The organism is Streptomyces sp. FH025 (assembly GCF_017427025.1).
In the GTDB taxonomy this organism is placed as follows: domain Bacteria; phylum Actinomycetota; class Actinomycetes; order Streptomycetales; family Streptomycetaceae; genus Kitasatospora.
This window is the reverse complement of sequence record NZ_JAFLNG010001168.1, coordinates 1-1,297: the sequence shown is the minus strand read 5'-3', so window position 1 is coordinate 1,297 and position 1,297 is coordinate 1. Positions and strand designations below refer to the sequence as shown.

Sequence of the window (1,297 nt, the reverse complement as noted above, 5' to 3'; positions counted from 1 at the left end):
GCCGCCGCCCTCGCCGACAGGAGCCTCGGCACCGTGACCCTCGCCGTCGCGGACGCCGCCGACGGCCGGCTCCTCTACGGCTCCGGGGAGAACACCCCGGCCACCCCCGCCTCCACCACCAAGCTGGCCACCGCGGTCGCGGCCCTCTCCCTGCTCCCGGGCGACACCCGGCTCACCACCCGGGTGGTCCGCGGCGCGGCCCCGGGCACGATCACCCTGGTCGGCGGCGGGGACCCGACGCTCACCGCGCTGCCCGCCGACCAGGTGCGGATCGGCGGCCAGCCCGCCGACGCAGACACCGCCCCCGCCTCGCTGGAGGCGCTCGCCCGGCAGACCGCCGAGGCCCTCCGGGCGGCCGGCACCACCACGGTCAAACTGGACTACGACCTGTCGCTGTACGCGGGCAACCCGCAGCACCGGAACCACGACGCGGCGAACATCGCGCTGGTCGTCCCGCTGATGGTGGACGAGGGCAGGACCGACCCCACGAGCCGCGAGGATGCCCCGGCCCGGGTCGCCGACCCGGCCGGCGCGGCCGCCGACGCCTTCGCCGCGCTGCTCGCCGCCCAGGGCGTCACCGTGGAGGGCAGGGCCGAGCCCGCCGCCGCCCCGGCTGCCGCCGAGGCGCCCGTCCTCGGGCGGGTCGACTCACCGACCGTCACCCGGCTGGTCGAGCGCCTGCTGACCACGTCCGACAACCAGCTCGCCGAGGCGATCGCCCGTCAGGTCGCCCTCGCCGCCCACCAGCCGGCCAGCTTCGAGGGCGCGGCGGCCGCCGTCACCCAGGAGCTCGCCCGGCTCGGCGTGCCGATGACCGGCGTGGTCCTCAACGACGGCAGCGGCCTGCACCCGGGCAACGCGATCCCGCCCGCAGTCCTGGTCCGGATCCTCGCCCTGGCCGCCTCCGACCAGCACCCCGCTCTGCGCCCGGTCCTCACCGGTCTCCCGGTGGCCGGATTCACGGGCACCCTCAACAAGCGCTACGGCACCGGCTCCGGCGCCGCCGACGCGGCGGGCCTGATACGCGCCAAGACCGGCACCCTCAGCGGCGTCAACACCCTCGCGGGCACCGTCGTCGACGCCGACGGCCGCCTCCTCACCTTCGCCGTCATGACCCGCACCGCCGCCCCGGCCGACACCGCCCGCGCCGCCATGGATCGCATCGCCGCCCGCCTCGCCGGCTGCGGCTGCCACTGACCCGCCCCGGCGGCCGCGGGCCGGACCGAACGGCGCGGGCGCAGCCCTGACGGCGGCCCACGGCGCCCGGAACGGCAACGTCGGCAGGGGCCCGCATCCC

The 1,297-nt window shown here is 78.1% G+C and carries 1 protein-coding gene; it reads left to right on the top strand.

Annotation, left to right across the window (positions count from 1 at the left end; genetic code table 11):
* On the top strand, positions 1 to 1,197 hold a 1,197-nt coding region (dacB, locus tag J0670_RS38185), incomplete at its 5' end, for a D-alanyl-D-alanine carboxypeptidase/D-alanyl-D-alanine-endopeptidase (protein ID WP_207817361.1).
* Positions 1,198 to 1,297: the final 100 nt, after the last annotated feature.